The following is a 23170-nucleotide window of genomic DNA, read 5'->3' on the forward strand; positions in this document are numbered from 1 at the left end:
TTCATTAAGTAAATAGGTATCAAACTGTATACATTTTTACAGCTATCGTTTAGAAGTTATAACGCAAGCCTAAATTGTAGCGAGCCCCATTTTTGTCTAAGTTCCACAACTGTGCTTTATATCGACCATGTTGGCGATTGTCTTGCTCAGTAATGTTAATTCCTTCTAAGAAGAAAGACAGTTGTTCACTGTAGTTATAAGCCACATTAAAATCGATTTGATAATACTCTTCTGTAAATGCGGGCTCGTTTACATAGCGAGCAGCATTATTTAAGAATTTATCACGCCAGTTATACGCTACACGCGCTTGAAATTTATCATTCTCATACATCGCAATGAAGTTAGCTGTGTCACTTAAACCAACTAATGCAAACTGTGTTGTCGTTGGATCTGCGGCAACATTAAAGTCAACATCGCCATTTACGATCGTGTAGTTTGCTTGAATACCAAAGCCTGAGTCACCAAAGAAATGCTGAATAGCAAACTCATAGCCATCAATTTTTGCATTTTTGTTATTGGTTGGAACTTGAGCTGTGAACTCCATCAAAGGGTCATCGCTGTTAGGTAAGATATCGTAAGCGGCTTCAAACTCTTCGTAAGTCATTGAATCAAAAGCCACCCCATTTTCCATGGCAGCAACCATTTGGAATAGGTTTGAGTCAGTGATTGCCAGACCTCTTGCTTCTAGTTCAGCTTTTGCTGCTTGGGCACGAGGGCCAGCAGAAACATCTCGTAAGTCATAGTAATTTTGAGTCATCGGTGTTAGGCCAATAAAATTATCAACTTTTTTATTGTAATAACCGACAGAAACATAGCTAACATCGCTGTAATACCACTCAGCGGAAACATCGATATTATCTGATTCGAGTGGTACTAAACCAGGATTACCCGTCGATGCAGGCGCATTGGTTGTGCCTGGAATTAAACTAGGTCCAGTGGGTACCCCAACTGTTGCTGCAGAGCTTAAATTATCATAAGTAGGCCGTGCGATTGTTGTGCTATATGAAGCACGAAGTTTTACATCATCGACCACATTTATGTCAAAATCTACGCTAGGCAGAAAGTGATCATAGTCAGCGCTTAGCGAGTAATCTTGTTTGTCAGTGCCATATCGCACATTAAAATCGTTGTTACCTTCCCAAGCTACTGCATTTGGTAAATCAATATTTGCTGTTGAGGTGATATCTGTGGTTTCGTATCGAGCCCCAACTAGTAGGTTAAATGGCATATCGCCAATTTCACCTTGATAGTTATATTGCACAAATGCAGCTTGAATCTCTTCTTTAATGGTGCGGTTTGTTGCAAATGCACCATCAGCAGCAAAATTAAAGCCGTACTGGCTTGCTGCCCAATAACCAATTTCAGATGCGCTACCTGTAAAACCTTGAGCAAACGAGCCAGAGGTGTTGTAGCCATCTAATTCACTTAAGAAGTTTGTAGGATCAAGGTAACCGTCTGGCAACTCTCCAGGGTTTTCAATCCCCCAGTTGCCCATTGTATTACGTGTAAGGGATTGTAATGAATGGCTTTCCATAGAGCGTGACTCAATACCAAAATCAATTACACCTGACTCTATTTCATATTTGCCAAGTAATCGGAATTCATCAACGGTTGACTCTTGGCGCGCAAAGTTAGAATCGAGAATAGAAGTACCTACGTCATCTTGGTCTAATACGCCATTACAGTTTAGATTAGCTCGGCTGCAATCATCAAAACCAATTACCATTGAGGGTAACTTGCGACTAAAATCGACTTCTTGAGAGGCGACGATATTTGCTCCTAACCCCGCATTCACCCAACTGCCATAAGGTGCATCTGGTTCACTCGTTGCTTTTGAGCTATGTGCATCAAATACAAATCTAAGTCGATCATTTACAAAGTATTCAAGGTTAAGACCGATAGAGTCATTTTTATTAAGCTGATTTAGTTCTTGTAACGCGAGGCCTAGATCACGCGTTGATAGATCTCTACGCTCTTCTTTGTAGTAAATGGGGGTTTTAACGGTATTGTCATCAAAAATTAAATGGGTTTTATAGTTATCCATCCAGATTGACTGTTCAGCCCGCGACTCAAATAACTCTTGCTGTGAGTATGTATAATCAAGTGTTGCTGTTAGTGACTCTACGGGGCTATATTGTAGAGTTAATTGCGCATTTGTTCGAGTTCGTTCGCGATCTGCGATAGTATAACGAAGATCAGAAGGCATCGAATAATATTGCCCCATTGCAGGTGCATTTTCGATAATGATGTCATCCGCAGATTGAGGAATTGTGCCATCGTAAGCGGTCGTTCTCCATTCGTTAACAAAAGCCCCTGCAGCAGAACTATCACGCTCTTGAACACTTGCAGTAAGTGATACACCAAATTTAGCGTCTTCGTCCGTCCAACTAAAAATGCCCGAAATTTCAGGTGTGATATCATCGCCTACACGGTTTGTTGTGTCGTGCATGGCTTTAACACCGATATTAGTAATTAAACCAGGATTGTCTAAAGGGCGAGCTGTATTAATATTGATTGTGGCGCCAATACCCCCTGATGCGATATTTGCTTTTCCTGTTTTATAAACTTCGACAGATTTAACACTTTCTGATGCCAAATTAGCAAAATCATAGGCACGAGAATTTGGCGATCCTCCGCCTGCAGGAAGCGAAGCTGCTGGCATGGTACGGCCATTTAAAGTCACCATATTATAATCTGGACCAAACCCACGTACAGTTACTTTTGAGCCTTCACCATTACTGCGGTCTATCGATACACCTGTAATGCGTTGTAAAGATTCTGCTAGGTTTGTATCGGGGAATTTACCTATATCTTCTGATGAAATAGCATCAACCACACCTGAAGAGTAGCGTTTTAGTTGGGTTGATTCTTTAATACTGCCTTTAAACCCGGTTACTTGAATAACTTCAATGTTGTCGTTGTGTTCAGATTGCTCTGCGTAAGCAGATAAGCAGGTGCTAGCACCCAAAAGCAAAGATAAGCTGGAAGCTAACTTTGTTCTTTTAAAGTTATGGCTTGGCATCAGGTTTCCCTCGTTTTTATCATTGTTATTCATGCTGTTAGAGCATGATATTGTTGTCAAAATAGATTTTATATCATATCTGGAAGCGCTACCATAAAGAGGTTGAAAACCGCCCTTATGAAAGCGCTTCCAGAAAAGAGTAGTGTGATTTGCAGTTTACGTCAACAGCTACATCAATAAATTGTTATAAAAGTTACGCTAAAATTGAATGGATGTTGCTTCGTTTTTTCATGGTTTAATTCACTGTTGGGAAGATGGTTTATTAATTACTTTTATGCGGTATCAAGATAAGAAACAAGCTATCTTGGGTGAACAAAGTGACTGTGCTGTATAGTCAAAAAGAGAGAACTGGCCTTTTAATTTGGCAAATTATGGGGTTATTACGGAGTGTTTTTCTGATAAAAAAGTAGATTAGTTTGTGTAATCATTTTCCCTGACTGTTATGAAACTGGCTAGCTTAAATATCGTACTATGCTACTATTTTATCTGACTTTGTTTAACAGTTAGGATGTTAGTATGGATAGTCGTTTTTTTTCAATCAAACCAATCGAATCACTCCTTTTTTGTTTATCGCTTCTTTGTCTTTCGTCTACTTCACAGGCTGAAGAATTAAACTTAAGTTTAAAGTGTAAAGGTTCTGGCACGGTGAGTGATACGGAGACAACATTTAAGAATAGTCGCAATAAAAGTGAGCATTCGAAAGAGTTTGGTACTGAGCAAGCCATGATAAAACGACCTTTTGAAGGGGTTATGCTTGTTGAAATTCACTCAGATAAAGGCCAAGTAAAAATACCTGTTGGTATGCTACCTCCTTTTCAAAAAGATGAAGCCTCAGATTGGTTTCCTATTCGTGAATATAAAATCACGAATACTGAGGTAACGGGTGAGGTCAAAATCAATTTTTTAAATAAACCAAACCTTCGGATTGATCGGACAACAGGTACAATTGTTTTTGCAAGTGGGCTCAATGAATTTTCTGGTGAGTGTGAAAAAGTTGACCCTAACGCAAAACCACTCTTTTAACCCACAGCTAATATTAAAACGGAATTGTGATGAAAAAACGGTTACTTCTATTAGGTTTGTCTTTCTATACGTCTGTATCAATAGCGAACGCTGATGGACCTGATTTTTTTCGCGTATCGAGTGAAAACTCAATACAAATGTTTGAAAAAATGCAAGCCAACAGCAAGTTGGTTTTACTTGTTCCTCCAGATACAAATGGTATTAAAAATTTAGGCTGCACAGGGGGCACTTCATTACAAGCATGGCAAAAAATGACAGAGCAACAAAGAGAGACGTCTAAAAATAATGCATGGTGTAATGTGGGTGTGCAAGGTAAAACTGGCTGGGTACTTAGTAAGTATTTATCCGAAGGCAACCGTATAGAAGAAACCCCTTCTTTTAATTGTAATGCGGCTCACCCCCATGAGATTGAGATATTAATCTGCGGCAATACTGAACTTATTTTATTAGATAATGAGTTAGCGTCTGTTTACCAAAATGCAATTTCAAAGGCCAAAGCAATGACTAAAGGCTCAGAAAATGTGCTCAGTGATTTAAAGCAAAAACAAATTGGGTGGATTAAAGAGCGAAATGAGTGCTGGAAAGAAATTGGCGCAAAACTTACTTGCTCAATAAGTAAATATAAAGAACGGATTGAAGCTCTTCAAAACTATAAAAATAAATCTTAGTTGAAACAAGCACTAAAGTTGAAAAAACAGGGTGATTTACGACTCAGAAATGTAGTTGTCGTGGTGCGTGTTTAAACCATCAGTTTAGATTAATTTAGAACAAGGACTATTTATGCGTTTATTGTTGACTCTATTTATGGCGCTCCTAACTGGTTGCGTGGCAATGCAAGAAAGTAAGCCACCTCCTCAACATACGATAAAAAAGTTCTCAATAAGTGAGGAACTTCCAACTTTACCCTCGGGTTCACGGTTGATCCCTGGCACTCATTTTTCAGTCATATTTGCTGACAGCGCTGCAACGTTACTAGTTCCAGTTCCTTTTGTTGGTGAGGCTGTTACAGGGGCCATAAACTCAAGTAAAAGTGAGTCTTATAAAGAGCATTATGTTGGTATTGATATTTTAAAATTTGCTAAAGAGGCTTTTAGTCGTAGTGAATTTTATAGTGAACAGCCACAAGCAACTAAGCTTTTTCCAGTTGCTTATGTTCAGGAATGCTTCGATGATGTATTTAGAATATCTTTAGCAATAGAAGTTGACTCAGATAATTGGGTGGGTCGATATTTATATCATATTCCAACTCATATTCCAGTCAGTGATGTTAAAAACCCAACTCAATTAGAAGTTGAAACGCTTAGTTTCGAGCTAAATGAGGGCATGCAAAAGCTTACTGAATTAATTGAGCGAGATATAAGGGGGCAGCTTAATTCGACGAATAAAAGTGTAGATTTTGGTAGCTACTATATTTATGGCAGTAATTTGGGTGGTTTAATTACTCCGTCTGTAATGCATCTATCAGATGGTCAGTTAATTGAAGAGGGGAATGATTATGTCATATTTAGACATAGTGGAGACCCTAGTGTCGCCGGAAATGCAGGTGCTCTACTTTTTGGTGTTCATTACTTTAGAAAAGAGCAACTACACACATTCGAAGTGATAGAGTAGCCAAATTTATACTTCGAGAGTTTGACTAATATTAGATCTAGATACAGGAACGGAAGGCTTGTTTTGTTTGTCACCCCCAAATGTCAATAACTCTGGATATAATTAAATTCAAATACCCAATAAGCTGTCCTAGTAATGCAACAGCTTTTTTGAATGAACAAAAGTAACAAGGTGCGAAAATGGGTTCGAAGTCTAGGACGCATTTTAACGCCATAGAGTGCGTAGTGGTTTCATCCTATATTATAGTTATTTCTGCAACTGTTTCTTAATATACTGTAATTGCTTTTTGTGTCGTCTTTTATGCCTTTTTATAACAAGCGCACTTGTTTTAAGTTGCTTACTAAAAAATAACACCGCTAGTAATAAATTAAACAAAAGAAAAAAGCTTGATACTTTCAAGCCATTAATAGATTGGGCATAAATGTCAGTGAATGAAATCTTAAATAATGTATAAAGTGAGATTGAGATTGCTGTAATAACCAGCGCTTTAAAAACTTTTATGACTCATGTTTTGCCGATAGATAAAAGTACACCCAGTGTTATACATGCAAATGTTCCAGTGAAGAAAACTATTACTCTAGGAGTCAAATCCTTAATAGGTTCATAAGGCCAAAGAACCATTAATATTAAAAACGCAACTGATGAGTAGCTAACAACGCTAGCAACTATAGAGATAGCGCAAGTTAAGATGTATTTTAACTTTGGGACGGAGTCACTTAAGGGGAGATCTTCAGCCTTCACTTTCTAAGCTCTCATGTATACCAATTACAATTCCTTTTATTTCATCATTGTCTGCTCTTAGGTTCAATATGTACTTTTAACTTTAAGCAATGAGTTGGTCGCTTTATTGTTGGTGAAATTAACTGTATTACTGGCAGGGCAGCTAATAGGAAAAACTCAACTGATTTATAGTAATTGATATAACTTAGAACTCTTTCAACACGACAATTAAGTTGCTATCACTCATTACCTGTGTTTATATAAATTTTAAATACCAAGTTTTTTCAGGTCTATTTTAATTTAGTTCAGGAAAATACAATTATAATTAAATGGAGTTTATTTTATATGGAAGTTCATTTCTATCCTGGTCAACACCTTTTAATTGTTAAGAAGAGTGGCATTAAATTTGCCGAATTCGAAGCAATGGGGGGTCCTTCAAAAGTTGGTAATGACCCTTATATGGCCGAAGAGCCAACTACTGCTGGGCATTTTATTATCGATAAAACTGAAGCCTATCGAACGCCTACGTGGCCTATGTCAAAATTATCGTGGGGGACAAAGCTCAGAGATATGCCTTCAAAAGGAGACATCTGGTACGCCTTACCTAGCGGTAAGTGGGGAAGTTTAAATCAGTTATATAATACGCCTGTTCGAAGCGCCATAATGGAAATGCATAAAGAGCTATATGGTAAAGCTATTGTACCTGAAAGTTGGGTTTTTAATGATTTTGGCCCCACAGCTATTCGTTGGTTTAAAGATTTTAATGGTAATAAAGTACTTGATGGGAACGAGCGTCTTTCAGGGCAGATGTTTCATACAACGCCAGAAAATGAAGCAGAGGAAGCGACAGGTTCAACAATTCGGTTAGTACCATCACACGGTTGTATTCATCTAAAACCCAACGATAGAGATCGCTTGTTCACCCTAGGCGCTTTTAAACGAGGCACATCTTTTACGGTACATAAATATCATGAACGTTATAAACCTAATTAGTAGAAATATCTGCACTTTATTAATATTTTTGAGTACTTGCTTTTTTAGCTCTTACCTTTTTGCCTCGGCTTCGCATTTGTTACCGAATGACATTAAAGTACCTAATGATCTCGATAGTATTAACACAACTTTTGAGTCAAATGATGGCTGGTTTATTGGCGGTTATAAAATAATAGATGAGAGTAATGCAGCTGTTGTAGTTTTTGTTCCTAACGATGAAAGTGCAATAAAATACTGGTCTTTGGACACAGGATATGTTTCTCAGTTTTTTAAGGTTAATGATAGCTTTTATGTTCTAAGTTCTGCCGGTGAGGCTTTAAAAATAGAGAAAGACAGGCTTGTTGCAACTAGTTACAAGGTGAAACCAAAATCGACTTTAATCGTTGAGGAACCTTATTTAATTGCTTGTCATCCCAGAGGATGGGCCAAGCTTAGCTCTGTGAATACCGGTAGTTGTTACAGGTTAGATGGGGTTTGGGATATTGATTTATCTTGGACTCATATAGGTATTCCACCAAAACTGTGCGATGGAAACTTAAAAGTATTAATAACAAATAACAAAAGTTGGAGTGTAGTTTCTATTGATCTCGAAACAGGGGAAACCCTACAAAGCAGAAAAGTGGCCAAACCTAAAAGTGATGTATCATTATGTGAGCTTTAAAAATAGCCAATCAAACAAAGTTTTATTTTGGGAAGCACCGTTATGTTGAAAATAAAAGCAATTTTTATTTCTCTCGTTGTTTTGGTTAGTTGCTCTAGTGTTGCCACAACTAAAAAGGAAAGTGATGCGTTGCTGGAGTTTGCTATCGCAAATTGCTTGTTTTGGTATTTCAAAGCAAATGAAATTCCAACTAAAGATATTCAAACAATATCTGGTGGAATCGTAGAAAAGAGTCGTTATTCTGCTGACAAATTCCAACAGGTTGCGCTATTGGTCAAAGGTTACACTCCAAAAATAAAAACAAAACATGAGGTAGATTTGCACTTAGCTAGATGCTTCATGCTACGAGAAGATCATGAATTTTTGAAAGAAATTAAAAAATTAGTGACTCTTAATATGTTAATTTAAAAAGACAATTTGTTTTTAATAAAGCCCTATCTTTTTGGGGCTTTTATTTTTACTTAAACAAACTAGCAGCTGATTAAAGTTCAGTGCCTTATAAAAAGTCTGCTATGAGAAGTAAGTTCGCAAGTACTTTATCGCCAAAAAATCGATAATGAAGGTTTCTCCATGAATTCTAAAACATTGGCACTATCCCTTGCTATTTTTAGCTGTTTAGCTTGTTCTCAGGAGTCGAGTTTAGAGAAAATTGGTAATAATCAACCGATTCAGGTAATTAAGGGTCAGTTGAATAACGAAGCTGTTACTTATTTGCGCTATAACACTGAGGTACAACCTTGTATTACACTAAAATTGGATAGTGTGGATAAACAAAAGCAGCTATGTATTTTTACCGATCAACAAGGGAATATTGTTGATGTAAGAGCTGATGTTGCTGGAGTTGACTATTTATCGCCAGTCTTTTCTGAAAGTGCTTTCACAGTGACTTTAGATCTATTTAGCTATTACTTAGATTGCCAAATTACCCTTACAAATAAATCAGTAAAAGATCCTGTGTGTCAATTTAGAGATATGGATTAAGAAGGTTTATAGATAAAAGTTAAATCTGAGGGCTTTCGCCTAATGATTAGCTTTAAAACCTACCAAGCAGGCAAGTCTCTCATATTCATTTGGCAGTTTTTAGCAATGAAAAACCTAATAATTTGTACTTAAAAAAAACATTAAAGTTAAATTTATGTAAATTTTTCTTGCTTTCGTACCTGTTTGGTCTATGTTTTTGGTCGGAGGTCACTCCTCCAACCTGATAGATAAAATTACAATCAACAGGAACACACATGAAAATAAAAACACTCTCACTAGTGCCAGCTTTAGTGTTGGCAGCGGGTATCAGCCACAGTGCTTTTGCTGCGCAAGGAGTCGCATTTGTGCACGGTACAGGCCAGCAAAGCGATGCGTATAATGACTATTGGACTGGTAGCTTTGTCGACACGGTTCGTCAAGGTTTACCCAATAGCAGTAATTACACCGTCATTAATTGTGATTTTGAGCAGTATATGTGGGCAGATGCGGCATCTGGTTGTTTAGCGGGGCAGCTTACTACATTTATCAATAATAAAAACATCACCGATTTAACCCTGATCACTCATTCTAACGGCGGTAATGTGGTGCGTTGGATTTTATCTAACCCAACATGGGATAGCCGTTATCCAAATATTATTAGCAAAGTCACGCGTACTATTGCCCTGGCTCCTTCAAGTGGTGGTACGCCTTTGGCTGATGCGGTTATTGCAGGTAATTCGTTTGAGCAAAGCTTGGGTTGGCTGTTAGGTTATGGCAACGATGCGGTTAAGCAACAACAGGTGTCTTGGATGGCGTCGTATAACGCACAGTGGCTATACGGCACACCGAACCGCCCGAGCTTACCGTCTCGATTTGAAACTGTGGTAGGTAGTGACGTTGAATCAGCTGTATGGGACAGCGACAGTTATTGTGGCGGCTATCAAAATCAAGTGGGTCTTGAAGTAACACAAAACTGGTTAGACAGCTGCTCAGATGGTTTTTTAAATTGCAGTTCTCAGTCGTTAGCTGGGGTGGTGTGGTTTACCGATAAATCACGAACTCAAGGTAGCGAACCTTTGAGCCATCAGCAAAGTCGTCGCAATTGTTTTGGCTTACCAAACATACTTAAAAATCGAATTTAGGAGCTAAGCCATGATTAATAAGTTAACCACACTTTGTGCTGCAATGATGCTTGTAAGCACGGCGACGTATGCTAATGAGCAAACGGTTTATCAATTTCCTCAGGTGCAATCTTCATCTGCGGTGCAGTTACACATGCTTGAAAAAGATAGCGTTGAATATTGGCAGAAGGTTTCGGGCAAAGAGCTTAAGCGCGGTGTGCCACTGTATGTAAACCAAGTAGATAATTTTATTCGTATCGCGCCAAAAGCACGTTTTGATAGTGGTGAAGTGTTTAAGCCTGATGATTTACAGCTCGATAAGTTATCAATCAGAGATGCAAACTCGCAGCTGTTATCAGTACAAGCTGTTGCGTCACAACAAAAAATGCAAAATGCTGGATTTAATGATGGTAGTGTAGGGCTTAGGCTTGGTCAGGTAGGTGCTAAGGCAATGTTGAAAACAAGCCAAGCCCTAAACGACAGCGATACTTATTTAGTACATGTAATTGAAAAAGGCTCACGTAATGCCTTACATGCTAAAACACAGTTTAAAGTGGAAGATCAGCAGCAACGTTTAGGCATACAGTTAAGTATGGGTCAAAAGCGCTTTAAAGATAAGCAGGTAAAACTAAGTTTATACAGCCCTAAAGGCGAGCAGCTTGATGTGCGTTATGAAAATGGTGAAGCGGTGCTTAAATACCCACTTGAAACCCTAGGTGCCGTAAATGGTTACTATGAACTTGAGGCAAGTGTTAAAGCGGTGGTAAATGGGCAAATAGTTAAACGCTCTATAAAAATGCCGTTTGTGCACAGTTCGCAAACCATCACTATGGATAACGCGAAAGTGACAGCACTTGGTAATAATCAATACCAAGCTCAGGTACCTGTGCAAGTAACCGATGCTGGCCGCTACGCGATTCGTGCAACGTTAACAGGCATGGGCGATAAAGGTAAACGTGTAAAGCTTGCAACGGTTGAGGTCGCAAAGCAGATTAATGGTCAAGATAACTTTATGATGCCGTTTTCTGTGACTAAAGCTGCCAAAGCACCATTTGAGTTGGTGGATATTGAACTTACCGATCAAACACGAATGTTAAAGTTTGCAGGAGAATAAAGGTCAAGCAATATGCAATGGGTTGGAGGTTGTAGTGCAACCTCCTACTTTTTAGGGATTATTGATAGCCGCTTTAGGGAATTATTTAGCGAGTATGAATACGCTGGTAATGGATTTATTCGTTATTCGCCAAAACGGGTATTTCTGTCATTGTGGTTACTATTTTTTCAATACATGCGTGTTTGTCTACAACCCACAGTCCGTAACTTATGGGTAGCATTTCAATGCCAGCACGTTTGAATCGTTTGTAGGTGTTTAGCTCAAAAAAAGTGGCCCAAGGGCCAGGAAAACCAATCAGATCAACTGCTAAGTAGCGGCCATTGTAACGACATAAAATATCAACTTCTGTGCCAGCAATTGTGTAACCTGGCCATGTTTCAATAGCTCGTTTATTCAGTTCATTGATTACCTCATGCTGAAATTGATCAAGTTGGTTTTGAACAGAGTGTTTAGCTTCAAATTCACTGATGCTTGTAAGGTACTTTTGTAATAGGTTTTGTTTGGGAAGTTGGGTTACATCAACCGATAAAAATAGCACTTGTAGTTGGCGTGCTCGGGTGATTGTGACGTTAAAAACATCCGCTTTATTTAAATAGGCTGCGGCTCGTTTAGATTCATTGTCGAGTGAAAAAGAGATCAACATTATATCTCTTTCTTCGCCCTGAAAGCCAAACGGGGTAGCGGCACGTATTTTATGTTTTGTTATCTCCGATTCACTAAAGGTTGTGGCTATTTCTTTAGCTATGTCGTCGGCTTGTTGCCTAAACGGTGAAATTACCCCTATGCTATGGTTAACCCCCGTTTTTTCATCTTCCTGTATTTGTGTTTTTATAAACTCTATAACACTCAAGGTTTCTCGATGATTTACCCCTGTTTTATTTCTTATGCCGTTAATGCGTTTTACATGTAAATAGCCACTGCTGGTACAGGGCTTATGTTGCATTACTTTTAATTTATTTTGATAAAAGTGCTGGTTACTAAAGTGAATAAGCTCTGGCTTACTTCTAAAGTGTTCATCAAGAAATGCAATGTCTGCTTGGCTATTAATTGAGTTCAGTGCTAAATCTAAAATTGAGTTATCACGATAACTTACTACACCTTGGCTATTATGGGATAAGTTATGTTGTGTTTTAAAATGTGCTTCTTTATGTTTTGCCAAAAAAGAGTAGTGTCTTAATTGTTTAGTATCGCCTACGATGAGTGCTCTTTTAGCGCGATAAAGGGCAGGAACACAACTACTAATATTACATTGAGTTGCTTCATCAATAATAACAAGATCAAACATTTCTGCTTTTAGTGGCAGAACACGGTGTAAGGTATTTAAGCTCACTAACCACACTGGAAATGCAGACAAAAGCGCACTGTACTCAATATTATCAAATAACTCGAACTGTCGTTTTGATGTGCGGCTACGTATTGCTTTATTAAAGGCTTGCAGAGACTGGCGCTGTGTTTCTACAAGTGTTTTAAGGTTTTTGAGTTTCAGTGCATTTAAATAGTTACTCGCGAGTAACTCTCTTTGCATATGTTGCGTGTTTATTTTATCTAAGGCTGACCACTGCTTTGTTAGTTGTTGAATTTTGCTTTTCACTAAAGTTAAGTAAAGGCGCTTTAGCCATTGAGGCGATTTGTCTTCAATATTTTTTAACCGTTGTCCTCTAATAATCGCTTTTTCACAAAACTTTAGGAAGCGTAGCTCTAGCGTATTTAATTGGCTGTTGAGCAGTGTAAGCTCTTGCTCACATTCATTGGGCTCTTTATTTAATTCATTTGAAAAATAGCCTGCTAGTAAAGATTCTAAATAATCTTTTAGCTTCGATAAAAATGCGTTTTGACCCGCTCTTATAGAGATATCACTTAAGTTGAAGTTTTCATCGAGTTTACTGGCAATGACGTCTAAAGCCGCATCATTATTTGCGACAACAAGCACTGACTGACCCCTTGCTATGTGCTCAGCAGCAACAGCGGCTATAGTGTAGCTTTTACCTGTTCCTGGCGGGCCAGATACACACCCTAATGAGCTATTAGCAGCAATTTCAATCACCTTTTTCTGCGAAGAGGAGAGCAATCCTGGCAAGTAATTAAATTTTAGTTGTGCTGCGTTACCAGTTGTATTTGTATGGCTAAACAGACTAGCCAGTGGGGCAGGCAATGTGTTTGAAGCTGTAATTTCTTCTAACTCATGGAGTATACCGCGAGAGCTTCTTGAGCGCTCAACAAAGGTAAGCATAGATACCGGTAATAACGAGGCTGTTTTTCTTTTTAGAGCACGCTGAATGGCGCTTGCATCTGTAAGCTCGGGATAGTTAAGTAACTCAAGTAGGTTAAGCTCAACAGGGCTGCCTTTGAGTCGTGAAGTCCAATAATGAGGTGATTGAATATCTACAGAGTTTGTAATGTGATGAACTGAGTCTTCCTCAGGCATCAGTAGTTGAATCAACGGTTCATTGACTTCAGGTACTGGGTTATTAGTTGAAAAGTAATAATCTTCACCGTCTTTTTCTATGCTTGCTTCGTTGAATAAAATAGGGGAAACAACCGATTTCATTTCACCTTTTATGTCTAATTTACCAACGAGAATAAACCTGACATAAAGCAAAACCCGCTCGCGTTGATATATTTCAACACGTTTAACCATTTGCTCGGCAAATTCGCTAGGCAATGGAAGCCGAGGTAAAAAGCCTGAGCCCAGCTCATCTTTTCCTTCGAGAACGAAACTATCTTCCTTTTTTAACTTATTGAGATTCCATAAATTAAGATCCGCGCTATCTTCTTTATAGCAATCTCGGTAATAAGAAAGGATGTTTTGAAGGTTCAAGATTAAATACCATTTTTAAAAGTCAGTTTGCTGGTAATTTATAACATAAAACTTGGCGTTAATAGTGAGATTAACAGTAGATATCGGCATAGATCATACAAGTTTTGCTTGTAAAAAGTGTTACATCCGCTTTGGCAGATACTTGAAAGAAGTCACTGTAGTGGTTAACCATTTTTGGCCACCTTGTTATAAGTATTTCCAATACTGTTTTTTAGTCTTGGCATCGTTTTAACGTAGGCCTTTTGAGTAATTTCAAATAGGTGAGTTCTCAGTGTTTAAAATTTACAGAACAAGATTACCTTACATTTTCACAAATTGGCTACTGAGCCTAGCGCTAGATAACCACAATTAAAGCGCTCTACAAGAGCTTTTTTATTGGGGATGAATACCCATTAGCACGATCATAATAGTGCAAGATTTTTCAATCGACATCTAGCTCTTTTATTTCTATTTATTTATAATATTACAAATGATAATAATTTTTGTTAGCGATTGAGTTTTCACCTTGCCAGTAGAAGGGAGTTATGTGAGTGAAAACTTAATCGATTAAGTTTTACTTAAGAGTTAAAATGAATAAATCAAACCTATTTAACGTGTCAGTTCTTTCGCTTGCTATTAGTGCACTTTTTTCACCACCGGTAGTCGCTGTAACATCATCAGATATAGAGAAGATATCTGTATCTGGAGTAAGACAGGCTTTTCGCGGTGATGTACCTATGAATCAGCAGCCTCAAAGTATTGAATTTATTTCAGCCAATAGTCTTGAATATGCTGGTGTAACTGAGCTAAACGACATTTTTGATCTAACGCCAAGTATCACAGAGCAAAATGATTTTGGTGGTCTATGGGAGAGTTTCGCGATTCGTGGCTTAGTGGGTGATGAGAATATTCCATCAGGCTTTTTAATTAATGGCTATTCATCGGGCAGAAGCTTTAGTGGTATCCGCGATGCAAGCAATATTGATTATGTTGAAGTTATGAAGGGGCCAGGTTCTGCACTTTATGGGCGCTCAGAACCTGGTGGAACGATTAACATCATGACGAAAAAACCACAGTTTGAAGAGCAAGGCTATGTAAAAGTAACTGCGGGGAGCTGGCAAAACTACCGTGCTGAGGTAGATTACACCAATGCACTTTCAGAGCAGATTGCTTTTAGAGTTAATGGGGCGGTGGAAGATAGTGAAAGTTTTAGAGATTATCATGAAGCTCAAAAAACAGTTGTAACCCCTTCAATTCTTTGGCTTATTTCAGAACACACGAAGTTAAATTATGAACTTGAATATGTTGATCAAAGCACAACCTTTGACCGCGGTATTGTTGCAATTGATGGTGATATTGATGCATTACCTATTGAATCATTTTTAGGTGAGCCAAACGATAAGCCGACAGAAGTTGATACGATTTCTCATCAGCTTACATTTGAGCATCAACTTGGGCAGTGGTCACTTTTAAATGGTTTTAGTTATAGTGATTCGAAGTTTATTAGTGAGTCGAGCGATGCCGAACTAGCACCTGCTAGGCAAATCTATTTTATGGATGGTGTAACATTAAGCAGACAACATAACCAACGTGACTTTCAAACCAAGTACTTCTCTACTCGACTAGAGCTCAGTGGTAGCATTGATACTGTGGGTTTCACTCATCATTTACTAATAGGTGCTGATGCCAGTAAATTTGATTTTGATAAACGATGGCACCGATACCGTCCAACGATTGATGACACTCGATATGCAATCAATATGTACGAACCTGAGTATGGAAAAACAGCCCCAGAGGGAGCTCTGTTATTTGACAGTTCGGAGGTTCAGCATAGTTATGGGGTTTACATTCAAGATCAAATTGATCTGACTGAACAATGGAAAGTGCAGGTAGGTGGTCGATTTGATTGGTTTGATCAACAAATAGATAATCACATGAACAAACAAAGCTTAAAGAGCGACCAAACTACGTTCAGTCCTCGTGTGGGTATTGTGTACGCATACTCTGATGAGATTCAATATTATACTAGTTACTCTGAAGGCTTTAGACCAAATAGCGGCTACGATAAAAATGGTGATGCATTTGAACCTGAAGAAACAAGCTCTTTCGAAGTGGGTGTTAAATTCAGTTCAAATAGTGTCAATGGTAGCGTCACAGTATTTAGTGCAAAAAAGACTAATATGCTGACTACTGATTTGCAAGCAGGTATATCAACGGCGCTTGGAGAGGTAAGCAGTGAAGGGGTCGAGCTTGATTTACATGGTTACATCTCAGACAGTACATCTTTTGATTTTGCCTATACTTATACAGATGCAAAAACAGCCAATGATACAGTTAATACTGATTGGTGGGTCAAGTTACCCAAAGGCAGTCCTTTGTTGAATATCCCTAAACATAGCGCTAATGCTCAAATCAAAAGAGACTTAAACGGCTTAGTGGACTTCGATGCAACAGTTGGCGTTGCGGTGCAGTATGTTGGTGAGCGTTTGGGCGAAACGATAGATCTAGACTATTACTTACCTTCTTACACCTTGGTAAACTTGTTTGCAAATTACGCTGTTAATAATGATGTCACTATACAGTTTAATGTAAATAACTTACTAAATAAAACTTACTACGCTAATTCTTATTCTGCAATTTGGACACAACCAGGTGAGCCGGTTAATTATAAGTTGAGCTTAAAATATAGCTTCTGACAATCTTAATCCAGTAATAGAGGAAAGGGGACACCTTTCCTCCTAAAGTACGCTTTGCTCTGTTTTTCATTAACAGCCAATTTCTATTACAATCTATAAAACGACTTAATTTAGAGTATGTGTTGAACTACTTAGCTCACCTTTATTGTGCAAAACCGACAGCTGATTCACATTTTGGTAATTTGCTAGGGGATTTTGGCGGGCGTAGGCATGTAAACGGCTTGCCTGTTACAGTCAAAAATGCGCTTGAGAATCACTATTTAGTAGACCGATTTACCGATGCACATCCTTTAGTAAAAGAAGCTAAACACTTCTTTTCTCCACAGCGTAAGCGTTTTGCCAGTGTTGCAATTGATGTGGTATTTGATCACTTCTTAATTCAGCATTGGCATCGTTTTAACGACCAGCCATTAGCAGATTTTAAACACCAAAGTTATGGGCTGTTAAATACACGCCAAGCCTTGATGCCCTCACGTATGCAACAAGTTGTCACGAGTATGACCAATAATGACTGGTTCAAAGAATATGAAACAGTGGCTGGAGTAGGGCTTGCGCTTGATAATATCGCAAGGCGTATTCGTTTTAGTAATAACTTTTCAGGGGCTGCTGAGGATATTACCCGTCACTACCATGAGTTAGATGCCGTTTTTTTAGCATTTTTTCCAGAGCTAGTTGAGCACGTGAAGATACACAATCTTGAAAGATGATAGGTTGTACTAAACAGTGTTATGTCTTTACTGTTTAACTAAGCAAGTATTGGTAGTTTATTTATAAAAATAGAATAATTAATGCGCTGTGTTTTTCTTTGTACTATTTATAGTATATTTTTAGTTAAGTTTGTTTTTTACTTGTTTTATTCTTTCGTTCGGTTTTGTGTTTGATAATTATTTTATTCTATATATTTTATGTGCGATTCAAATTAATACAGGTGAAGCCTTAAGTCTTATTTAGTATTGTTTTTTCGTAATATATTTAACAAGGAATTTTATTTCTAAGCTAGTTTTAACTAGCTGATGTTGTAATAAAAAGGGTTTAACACTGTTGATAAATGAAATGGCGTATTAAAAATAAAATTTTATCAACTGGTGTGGTTAAATCGTTTATTTAAAGGTGTGAACTTTACTTAAGTTCACACCTTTTTAATTATAGGCTCAAGTTATACCATTTATGGTATTAAAACCGCTACTTGTCGATAGACAAAGTTAATCATCAGGGCCTTTTAAGGTAAACACTAAGTGCCTGCGCATGTCTTTTAGAATCACGCCTTTTTTCAGCATTGCTGCACTCAAGCGTTTCTGCCATTTCAACAGCTCAGGGTTTGCTGCATCTAATGTTTGCTGGTTTTCAAACTGAAAGCACAAAAGTAAAGAGCCTGGGAATAAGTGATATTCAACATCAAACCAGCATTGCAGCATACCTTCGAGCTCAGCGCGGCCTTGCTCTTCAAGGGCGTCGGCAACGTTAAGAACCAGTGCCTGTTGCTTTTGTTGTACTTTCGAGAGTGTTTTCATTGGGTGCCTTGTATTCATCAACAAAATTTAAATCATTAAAAGTAGCCACTTCTAATGATTGCGTGCAATTTACCATAGATTTTTTATTTGATGGCATTTTAGTTTTGAGCGAGGTTCGTTTTATATTTACTCATAGTGCTGGTTCAGGTATAAAATCTTTAAATAGCAATAAGTTACTTATTACAAATTTTAATATAAAAAGGAATTTTTATGGGGTCGATGGCCAAGCATTCACTTGAATTAGATTTAAATGACAAGAACTGGTTTCGATACGCCGCTTTTAAAGGGAAGTCGTCATTAACCGAGGATTCAATAACTGAGTTAGAGACATTACCAAGCCTTGCGGTTTTATCTGGCAAGGCAGAAGTTCTGTTTGCATTTATGGTATTCGCTATTTCTCTTTCGGCCTTTTATTTAAAAGATGCAGTGCTCCCTTGGTTGGCTTTTTTGATTTGTCTTGGCAGTTTTTTAGCTGTGTTTATCACAAAACGTATCATGACTTACAAAAAGTATGGCTTTGGCTTTAAATGGGCAATGAGCATAAGTAAGAATGAGCTTAAAATTGATAAATTGACGTTTAAAAAGCACACAAATCGTACAGTTACAATTGCTAGAGACGACATTGCAGAGGTGATATTTAATTATACAATGGATCTTAAGTACAGGCGGAAGTTTGGTGAAGCACATAGGAGGCTACCAAGTTTGCATGTTTGTGAAATCCACTTAAAAAATGGCGATACGCTTGAAATTGACGGGATGCGGGTAGGGCTATTTAACGTTTTATACTTAATGGTATTCCATGATTACCCGCTGAGTTTTAGAGGGACTCTAGCCGGTGGGGCAGGCAATGTTTCAATTTTACTGCTTCGCATGTTTGCTCTTTCGGCAATTGCGAGTTCACTTAGTATGCTTTTTTTTAATTTGAAATAGGGTGTATGTTAAAGCTCACATTACAGACGTTCTGTGAGCTTTAATAATCGTATTAGTTTGTTAATTGGCAAGCATCATTAGCAAGTTTCCAAACGCCCCATTGGTCTGAGGTAGTCGGTTGTTCACCTTTAGTCCACCAACCGGCTCTATAAATATTTCCTTCATAGTTTACTAGTTGGTTTGCTAGGTAGACTGTGTCTTTATCCCATTGGCTTGCACATAGTGTGCTGTCTGAAATTGTAATAGTTCTAACCACTGTTGAGGTTTGTGAAGCACTGTCAGATACTGAATAGGTTAGGGTGTATTGACCAACTCTTGAGTTATCAACACGACCTGAAACCGAGACGTTAGCTGTTAAATCACCGTCCTCAGTGTCATTTGCTGTGACACCTGCCATTGGTTCAAAAGTACTACCTAGGGCAAGCTTCACGTTATTAACCCCGCTGAATAAAGGCTTATCACTAAACACCTCGACTTTGCGGCTTTCTTTACTTTCGTTACCAGCAGAGTCTTTAACAGTATAAACGAGAATATATTGTCCGAGAGTTGATGTATCGACACGGCCCGTGACGATAATACTACTGGTGAGGTTATTGTCTTCTTTATCGATGGCGCTTACATTTGCTAGCTCGTCAAATGAGGCTCCTTGGCGAACTCTTGCGTCAGTTATACCACTTAGTACAGGTGCATTTTTTGGAGGTTCAATAATTTGACCATGAATAAAGGGACCATAGTTTTTTATAAAAGTGTTGTTATACATTGCACCTGCGGCATTCGTCCCCATGTCCCAATTGATAGACCAAGTCATCACGCCTTTAAGAGGCTGTCCTTGCTGAGTTAATTGATTAAAGGCACTGTAAAGCGTTTCAGGATTTTGAATAAACCCAGATGCCGCTGCATCCATATTGGCAGGAATACCAAACACGAGTTTATCATTCGGGATTTTATGAAAGCCGCGAGTACCATTTGCTAAAGAGTCAGCCATATAGTAGATGAACTCTTGCTTTAGAGATTCATTTGTTTGGGCAACCCAACCTACACCATCAACAAAAACACCGTCACCACCCTGATTATAAAACTGCGGGTTTATCCAATCATAATACCCTGCAAGTGCGGTAATATAAGGAATGTACTTACCACCTTGTCTAAGGTAAGGAAATTCTGGAGCCATGGTAATTAAAAAGTTTTTACCTTGCGCTTTGTAATGATCTTTTACCAAACGAAGTGCGGCAGGTATCACGGTTTGATTATCAGCTGCTGTCACGGCTGCTTGTTCAAGATCAATATCGAGTCCATCAAAGCCAAATTTATCGGTAAGGCGAATTATTTCGTCGGCAAAAGCGTGTTCATCGCCCTGTTGTAACTCTATATGGGCATCGGCACCCCCTAAAGCGAGTAATACGCTACGCCCTTGGCGGTTTAGTTCACTAATTTCGTTGATAAACGCTTGTTCTGATAAACCTATGTTTGGATCTAAGCGAAAAGTGGGAATGCGGCCTTCTGCTACATCAAATACTTTCATAAATGAGACATTAACCACGTTATATTGGCTATTAACTTGTTTTAAACTAACACAAGGTGCCTTCCCGCCTTTATAGCCTGCACCATCACACCAATTATGCCAGTAGCCTACAATAACGCCACTTTGTTGATTGACCATTAGGTTACCATCATTTGCATTTGCTGGAAGTATTGAGAGTACAGATACGCTTATTGCAGTCATTGTAAACAGGTTTTGGGTTATTCTAATCATGTTGTTTAATTCCTTTCATAAAAAGTTACTTTCCTACTAAAAGCATACGTGCGTTTAGTTGATTAAACTGAACTTTGAACCATTATTAGGTACAAAGTTCAGCGTTAAGTTATATGTGTTGATGTGAATTTAATGTGAATGGTAAGCGGCTTGAAAAGCGTTTAATTAACTTTTTATGTTTGGAGTTAAAGTCACTATTTTTGGCGCCCATATAAATACAGGCGCATTATTGTGTTTAGTTTGAGGTTTAATTAGGCAATAAAATCTAATGTGAGTAGTAAGCGCTTTTCCCCAGTTGCAACCTGTGGTGAGCGATGTACAAGGCCTAAACCTTCATTGCCTTGCCATGTTTCTCCTTTTAATAAGGCAACATCACCGACAGTTAATGACTGCACTTTAGTGTGTGGGGCAATTAAACCAGATTCCTGATCACTTAAACCTTGGTTTCCTGCACCCAGTTTATTGCGGTCGAGTCCGCTATTCTGTAGCCATTCAGAGCCACTACCGCTATAGGTGCTCACTAATCGACAAGGAACACGATCAACATGAAAGCGTGGGCACATAGCCCGCTCAAGTACTTTTAGTCTTAAACCCACACGCTTAAGCTCAAATAAATAGCAAAACATATCAACAAGCTGAGCAAGATCGGCTTTAAGCGCTTTTGCTTGAGGTCGTTTTTCGAGTGCTTTATCAATGTCTGCCGCAATCGCGTTTTGATTGATCACAGCGTTAATACTGAGATCTGCAAAGGCTGCAACAGTCTCGGTTACTTCAGTTTGCAGCTGCTCTGATAAGCTACGCTGCCAAATTGCGATGTTATGCTCGGGTTTATAGATTTGTGAAAATACCACTGGGCTTAATGCTATTGCTGCCTCTGCTGGTAGGTTATCAGTATCATGTTCAAATGCGTGGGCTGTCATTTATGCTTCCTCCCAAATTGGAAATGGATCGGGTAGTGTTTGCCAAAGCTCTTTTCCTGCTAGCAGTTCATCATCGCTAAGTAAGCAGTTGTCGAGTGCGCGTGTGATTTCTGCTTGATTGAGGTTTTGACCAATAAAAACCAGCTCTTGACGCATATCGCCAAAGGGTTCTTGCCAAACTTGGTTAATTGAATTTAAGTAATCGTTATCGGTTGGCCACTGATCTTTTGGTAAGGCCTTCCAAAATATCCCGCCAAAACCATAACGTGCAATACCGCCAGCTTGGTTCCATTGACAAGCAAACTGTGGTCGAGAGGCTAGCCAGAAATAGCCTTTTGAGCGGAGTAGTTTGCCTTCGCGTTGATTATTATGGATAAAGTTATAAAATTTCTCGGGGTGAAAAGGACGCCTAGCCTCATAGGTAAAGCTACTAATACCGTATTCTTCGGTTTCTGGGATATGCTCACCGCGCAGCTCTTTTAACCAGCCTGGTGCTTGTTGCGCTTTTTCAAAGTTAAACAAGCCTGTGCCTAAAATTTTATTGATATCAATTTGACCATTTTCAATGGCAATAAGCTCTGCGGAGGTATTTAATGAGCTTAAAATGGCTTTTAAACTTTCAAGCTCATCTGCGTTAATTAAATTGGTTTTACTAATTAAAATCACATCAGCAAATTCAACTTGATCGATCAGTAAGTCGGCAACGCTGCGCTCATCTTCGTCACCTAAGTGTTCACCGGTTTCTTGCAAAAACTTGGCTTCGTTAAAGTCTTTTAGAAAGTTTACAGCATCAACTACTGTGACCATGGTATCAAGCCTAGCAACATCTGAAAGTGATACGCCGTCTTCATCGGCAAAGGTAAATGTTTCGGCGACCGGAAGGGGTTCTGAAATACCGGTTGACTCGATAACCAGATAATCAAATTGCCCCGTCTCTGCTAAAGCGCGTACTTCTATGAGTAGGTCTTCACGCAGAGTGCAACAGATGCAGCCATTACTCATTTCAACCAGTTTTTCTTCGCCGCGATTAAGTGACACATCGTTTTTAACTGTCGCCGCATCGATGTTTATTTCGCTCATATCATTGACGATGACAGCTACTTTTTTGTCTTGACGGTTATTCAAAATATGGCTGAGTACGGTGGTTTTACCTGCACCCAAAAAACCAGAGAGCACGGTGACGGGGAGTTTGCTCATGTTAGTGACCCTTAAGTAGATTAAATAAAATAACACTAAATGTTTTGTTATAATATATCAACTTTGTGTCATTTAGAAATAGCTATACCTGATCTCGTTAGACTATTTGGCAGTGTACTTATAGGTACAGCTCACTTAAGC

General features: G+C 38.6%; 18 protein-coding genes. 12 read left to right on the forward strand and 6 right to left on the reverse strand.

What is annotated here, in order from left to right:
- Positions 1-49: 49 nt before the first annotated feature.
- Positions 50-3022 carry a TonB-dependent receptor gene (locus L3Q70_RS04815; RefSeq protein WP_237114968.1) on the reverse strand — a complete coding sequence of 991 codons (2973 nt, stop codon included), beginning with the start codon at positions 3020-3022 and terminating at the stop codon, positions 50-52.
- Positions 3023-3538: 516 nt separating this feature from the next.
- On the opposite strand from L3Q70_RS04815, the gene L3Q70_RS04820 reads away from it, so the two are divergent.
- The 9 genes from L3Q70_RS04820 (at position 3539) to L3Q70_RS04860 (ending at position 11225) form a co-directional block, all read left to right on the forward strand.
- Positions 3539-4045: a hypothetical protein gene (locus tag L3Q70_RS04820; protein ID WP_062570391.1), complete on the forward strand. Its 507-nt coding sequence runs from the start codon at positions 3539-3541 to the stop codon at positions 4043-4045.
- Positions 4046-4074: 29 nt separating this feature from the next.
- Positions 4075-4713, forward strand: coding sequence for a lysozyme inhibitor LprI family protein (locus L3Q70_RS04825; RefSeq protein WP_237114969.1), 639 nt, complete (start codon positions 4075-4077; stop codon positions 4711-4713).
- Positions 4714-4825: 112 nt separating this feature from the next.
- On the forward strand, positions 4826-5656 hold the full coding sequence (locus tag L3Q70_RS04830; RefSeq protein WP_237114970.1) for a hypothetical protein: 831 nt from the start codon (positions 4826-4828) through the stop codon (positions 5654-5656).
- Between the two features lie 1065 nt (positions 5657-6721).
- The gene (locus L3Q70_RS04835; protein ID WP_237114971.1) at positions 6722-7369 is read left to right on the forward strand and encodes a L,D-transpeptidase family protein; all 648 of its coding nucleotides are present in this window, start codon (positions 6722-6724) and stop codon (positions 7367-7369) included.
- Positions 7347-8030: a hypothetical protein gene (locus L3Q70_RS04840; RefSeq protein WP_237114972.1), complete on the forward strand. Its 684-nt coding sequence runs from the start codon at positions 7347-7349 to the stop codon at positions 8028-8030. The genes L3Q70_RS04835 and L3Q70_RS04840 overlap by 23 nt, the downstream gene beginning before the upstream one ends.
- A gap of 42 nt (positions 8031-8072) precedes the next feature.
- Positions 8073-8438 carry a hypothetical protein gene (locus L3Q70_RS04845; protein WP_237114973.1) on the forward strand — a complete coding sequence of 122 codons (366 nt, stop codon included), beginning with the start codon at positions 8073-8075 and terminating at the stop codon, positions 8436-8438.
- A 162-nt stretch (positions 8439-8600) separates the two neighbouring features.
- Positions 8601-9011, forward strand: a complete 411-nt coding sequence (locus L3Q70_RS04850; protein ID WP_237114974.1) for a hypothetical protein — start codon at positions 8601-8603, stop codon at positions 9009-9011.
- A 254-nt stretch (positions 9012-9265) separates the two neighbouring features.
- A complete protein-coding gene (locus L3Q70_RS04855; RefSeq protein ID WP_062570395.1) occupies positions 9266-10132 on the forward strand; it encodes a hypothetical protein in 867 nt (288 codons plus the stop codon).
- A gap of 10 nt (positions 10133-10142) precedes the next feature.
- Positions 10143-11225, forward strand: a complete 1083-nt coding sequence (locus L3Q70_RS04860; RefSeq protein WP_237114975.1) for a DUF4785 family protein — start codon at positions 10143-10145, stop codon at positions 11223-11225.
- Positions 11226-11340: 115 nt separating this feature from the next.
- Here the strand turns inward: L3Q70_RS04860 and L3Q70_RS04865 are convergent, their stop codons facing one another.
- The gene (locus tag L3Q70_RS04865; protein WP_237114976.1) at positions 11341-14043 is read right to left on the reverse strand and encodes an ATP-binding protein; all 2703 of its coding nucleotides are present in this window, start codon (positions 14041-14043) and stop codon (positions 11341-11343) included.
- 569 nt (positions 14044-14612) lie between these two features.
- Between L3Q70_RS04865 and L3Q70_RS04870 the strand changes: the two genes are divergently transcribed.
- Positions 14613-16718: a TonB-dependent siderophore receptor gene (locus tag L3Q70_RS04870; protein WP_237114977.1), complete on the forward strand. Its 2106-nt coding sequence runs from the start codon at positions 14613-14615 to the stop codon at positions 16716-16718.
- A gap of 122 nt (positions 16719-16840) precedes the next feature.
- Positions 16841-17425 (forward strand): acyl carrier protein phosphodiesterase, encoded by a 585-nt coding sequence (locus tag L3Q70_RS04875; RefSeq protein WP_237114978.1) that lies wholly within the window; start codon positions 16841-16843, stop codon positions 17423-17425.
- A 495-nt stretch (positions 17426-17920) separates the two neighbouring features.
- Here L3Q70_RS04875 and L3Q70_RS04880 read toward each other — a convergent pair whose 3' ends face one another.
- Positions 17921-18229 carry a hypothetical protein gene (locus tag L3Q70_RS04880; RefSeq protein ID WP_062570400.1) on the reverse strand — a complete coding sequence of 103 codons (309 nt, stop codon included), beginning with the start codon at positions 18227-18229 and terminating at the stop codon, positions 17921-17923.
- 210 nt (positions 18230-18439) lie between these two features.
- On the opposite strand from L3Q70_RS04880, the gene L3Q70_RS04885 reads away from it, so the two are divergent.
- Positions 18440-19159 carry a hypothetical protein gene (locus L3Q70_RS04885; protein WP_237114979.1) on the forward strand — a complete coding sequence of 240 codons (720 nt, stop codon included), beginning with the start codon at positions 18440-18442 and terminating at the stop codon, positions 19157-19159.
- 52 nt (positions 19160-19211) lie between these two features.
- Here L3Q70_RS04885 and L3Q70_RS04890 read toward each other — a convergent pair whose 3' ends face one another.
- The 3 genes from L3Q70_RS04890 to zigA all read right to left on the reverse strand — a co-directional run bounded on the left by L3Q70_RS04890 (position 19212) and on the right by zigA (position 23029).
- A complete protein-coding gene (locus L3Q70_RS04890; RefSeq protein ID WP_237114980.1) occupies positions 19212-20912 on the reverse strand; it encodes an immunoglobulin-like domain-containing protein in 1701 nt (566 codons plus the stop codon).
- Positions 20913-21163: 251 nt separating this feature from the next.
- Positions 21164-21832, reverse strand: a complete 669-nt coding sequence (locus L3Q70_RS04895; protein WP_062570403.1) for a DUF1826 domain-containing protein — start codon at positions 21830-21832, stop codon at positions 21164-21166.
- Positions 21833-23029: a zinc metallochaperone GTPase ZigA gene (gene zigA, locus L3Q70_RS04900; RefSeq protein WP_237114981.1), complete on the reverse strand. Its 1197-nt coding sequence runs from the start codon at positions 23027-23029 to the stop codon at positions 21833-21835.
- Positions 23030-23170: the final 141 nt, after the last annotated feature.

Source organism: Pseudoalteromonas sp. CF6-2 (genome assembly GCF_021729425.1).
GTDB lineage: Bacteria > Pseudomonadota > Gammaproteobacteria > Enterobacterales > Alteromonadaceae > Pseudoalteromonas > Pseudoalteromonas arabiensis.